The organism is Desulfovibrio sp. 1214_IL3152 (assembly GCF_036763055.1).
Classification (GTDB): Bacteria; Desulfobacterota; Desulfovibrionia; order Desulfovibrionales; family Desulfovibrionaceae; genus Desulfovibrio.
Genome location: NZ_JBAIYW010000542.1, coordinates 1 through 3,403 on the forward strand (window position 1 = coordinate 1; position 3,403 = coordinate 3,403).

Genomic DNA, 3,403 nt, shown 5'->3' on the forward strand with positions numbered 1-3,403 from the left:
TACGGGCCGCAAGTAACAGAAATGCAAATGTCAGATCGCCCGTGCGCCTGTTAGGGCGCGGCTGGTAAGAAAGCCTTACAGGCGCATATGAAGAACCCCCGGCTAGGCCGGGGGGTTCCTTTTTTATATGCCGACTTGTGCCAACTTGCGCGCCCGCTTATTGTGGGCAACCAGATTCAAAATTAAGCCAAAAACAATCAGCACCACCCGCATAGCGGGTGGTTTCTTGTTTCGCGCACGGGCGCGCTCAACGGGCTAAAGCCACAACAAAAGGGATACGTGGAAATTCCACGTATCCCTTTGAAATAATGGTGCGCCCGACAAGAATCGAACTTGTGGCCTACAGCTTAGGAGGCTGGTAATGGCGAAGATTAAAAAACCGCATATATCAAGGCTTTTTGGCTATAATCGACTGTTTTTATTGATTTTTTATTTCCTCTCTTGTCCCCTCTTTTCCCTTGTATTCCCATTAAAAACTATCTATTCTCAACTTGCGTGTGGGGCAGGTGTGGGGCAGATAAATAAGGGGAAGTTATTATGGCAACAGGAAGGGAAAGACATAGCACCGCGTATCCTGGTGTATTTTACTATTTGAATGATAAGAAAGAAAAGACATATTATATCAGGTATCGCCGGGGCGGGCGCGGCTCCAAAGTTTACGAGGAGAAAATAGGCAGCCGGGGCATAAGCCCGAAAATCGCCGCAGGTATACGAGAAAGCAGGATGAAAGGAGAGGAGGCAAACAACGAAGAGCGCAGGAACGAAGTAATACAAGAAGAAACCACTTTAAAAAAGATTTATGAACTGTATATGTCGTCATTGCCGGACGGAAGGGGCAGAAAAACAGATGCAATAAACTTTAACCATCTTTTTAAGCTGCACAACAAGAGTATAGAAAGCCTGACAACACAGGATGTTGACACTGTAAGATATGAGTTAGAAAAGACATTAAAGCCACAAACTGTAAAGCATATATTGAATATGTTGACGCGCACTATAAATTTTGGAGTCAAGAAAGGATATATACAACAGCCGGATTCGCGGAAATTTAGAGTCGATAAGCCACGGGTGGATAATAAAAAAACGGAGATTATGACGGATACGCAATTAAAAGCATATCTGGCTGCATTAGATGAAGAGAAGGATCAAGATTGCGCTGCTTTTCTCCGTATTGCTCTATATACTGGCATGCGGCGCGGAGCGTTACTGGGGCTGAAATGGAGTGATATAGATTTAAATACCGGCATAGTTACATTGCAAGCAGAGTATGCAAAAAATAAAAAGACTGCGTACATAGCCATTAATCAAGATGCACTAAATGTTTTAAGGGCATTGCCGCGTACAAGCGAGTTTGTTTTTCCTGGGCGGGATGGTGGACAGCGGGAAAACTTTAGGCGCATGGCAAGGAGGGTGAAAAAAAAGGCTGGATTGCCGGAAGATTTCCGGCCGCTGCACGGATTGAGGCACAATTTTGCTTCAAGGTTAGCAAGCAGCGGCAAAGTCGATATGTACACGTTGCAAAAATTATTGACGCATGAATCTTCTGAAATGACGCAGCGTTACGCGCACCTTTCGGACGAGGCCATGAGGCGGGCGGCGGCTGTAGTAGGTAGTGTAATGGCTGTAGAGGAAAAAAAAGAAAAATAAAGGGCGGCAGAGGTTGACAATGGGATAAGATAGGCTTACTGTAGTCGAAAGTCTCTGCAAAGAGCCTGCTGCCCTGAGCCCAAGGGAGCAACGGCAGAACGCGAAGCGCCAGCAAGTTTTTTAGCATTACGCTTGTTGGGACTATATATAAATGCTCTTGCTGTCGGACGAGAGAGTAAGTCCGAGGCATGATTTGGCGAATGTGTGAGACACGCTCTTTTCTGAAAACTTTGTAGCAACTCCACCCTAGCATGGGCAATATTGCTACTTTAAAAGTTTTTTAGAAAGCTCACCGAAATAAATGGCGGCTCTGATCTATACATGTATAGTTCGAGCCGCTTTATATTTTGCGGCGGGAGCGTGTCCTATGCTTGCTAGTCAACAGCTTATTACTGAAAAAGAAGCCGCGTCTTTCCTTAATATTTCCACCAAAACGCTACAAAGCTGGCGATACCGTAACTATGGTCCGGCCTATGTTAAGTTCTCGCGCAAAATTGCCTATGCTATGGGTGATCTGGTAGCGTTTATTGAATCTCAGAAAATAACGCCCAAGAATTGCAACTAGCGGTTCTCTTTTACAACAAAAAAGAGGACCGCCCAAGCGCGTTGCATTGCGCCCAGGCAGCCCACCCATACCAACAAAGCTGCCATAATATAATACAAGCGGTCCTCAAAGTCAAGCCCATCGCGCGGCTGACTGGAGGATTTTATGAGCATTTTGACTGAGCCCAAAATTGAAAAGCTGAAAAGGCAGAAAAGACTAAAAAAACAGGTCATTAGCGTTAAAATGGAAGAAAAGCCTGAAAAGCCAAAGAAGGAAAAAAAGGCTGAAAGGCTGGAATATTTTCAAAACAGGGAAAACGGCCTGTTCCTGCTTACCGGTTGGATGAAGGAGAACGGGCCGGAAATCGAAAAAGAAACGTACCTAGGCGAAAGTCTGACGATACGCGCGCGGGCTTGTGAAGACGGCGGCGAGGGTTGGGGGGTTTGGCTGGAGTGGGCCGACCCCAACGGGCTGGAGCACCGCTGGGTTATGCCTGCTGCTATGCTTAGTCAACCAGGCAGTGCGTGGCTATCCGCGCTCCAGGACGGCGGGTATATTGCGGATCCGTCCTGCGCTGCGCAGATTAAAAAATATTTAGCTACGCAAACAGTGGCGGCACGGGCGCGGGTGACGAAAAAGACTGGTTGGACGGCGGACGGCGTTTTTGTGCTTCCAGATGCTGCCATCGGAGCAAAGGACGGCGAAGAGGTTATTCTTGCGGCAGGCGGTAGTGCTGCGTACGCACAAGGCGGAACAATGGAGGGCTGGCAGCAGTTGGCGAAGCTAGCGCAGGGGAATAGCCGTCTGGTTTTTGCTTTGTCTGCGGCGTTGGCGGGTCCGCTGCTTTATATTACGGGGCAAGAGTCAGGCGGGTTTAACTTTGTTGGCGCTTCTAGCACTGGCAAATCTACCGCTTTGCGGCTTGCGGCCAGCGTGTGGGGCGGGCCAGACTACGTTAAAAGCTGGAGGACGACTGACAACGCAGCAGAAGGCACAGCGGTTTTCCATAACGACTCCCTCCTGATCCTGGACGAGCTTGGACAAGCCACGGCAAAAACATGTAGCGAAATGTCCTATATGTTGTCTAATGGCGCAGGCAAAACGCGAGCGAGCCGGGACGGCACGGCGCGAGCGGTTCAGACATGGCGAGTGCTGTTTTTGAGCAGCGGCGAAGTGGGACTTGCGGACAAGCTGGCAGAAGCGGGCCAGCGG

Annotated in this window: 4 protein-coding genes; all 4 read left to right on the forward strand. The window is 48.7% G+C overall.

Annotated features, from left to right (window positions below; genetic code table 11):
* Window positions 1-361: 361 nt before the first annotated feature.
* On the forward strand, window positions 362-595 hold the full coding sequence (locus V6C07_RS11475; protein WP_333536618.1) for a hypothetical protein: 234 nt from the start codon (window positions 362-364) through the stop codon (window positions 593-595).
* On the forward strand, window positions 538-1,647 hold the full coding sequence (locus tag V6C07_RS11480) for a tyrosine-type recombinase/integrase (RefSeq protein WP_333536619.1): 1,110 nt from the start codon (window positions 538-540) through the stop codon (window positions 1,645-1,647). The genes V6C07_RS11475 and V6C07_RS11480 overlap by 58 nt, the downstream gene beginning before the upstream one ends.
* 367 nt (window positions 1,648-2,014) lie before the next feature.
* On the forward strand, window positions 2,015-2,212 hold the full coding sequence (locus tag V6C07_RS11485) for a helix-turn-helix domain-containing protein (protein WP_333536620.1): 198 nt from the start codon (window positions 2,015-2,017) through the stop codon (window positions 2,210-2,212).
* 144 nt (window positions 2,213-2,356) lie between these two features.
* A partial coding sequence (locus V6C07_RS11490) for a DUF927 domain-containing protein (protein WP_333536621.1) occupies window positions 2,357-3,403 on the forward strand: 1,047 nt, incomplete at its 3' end.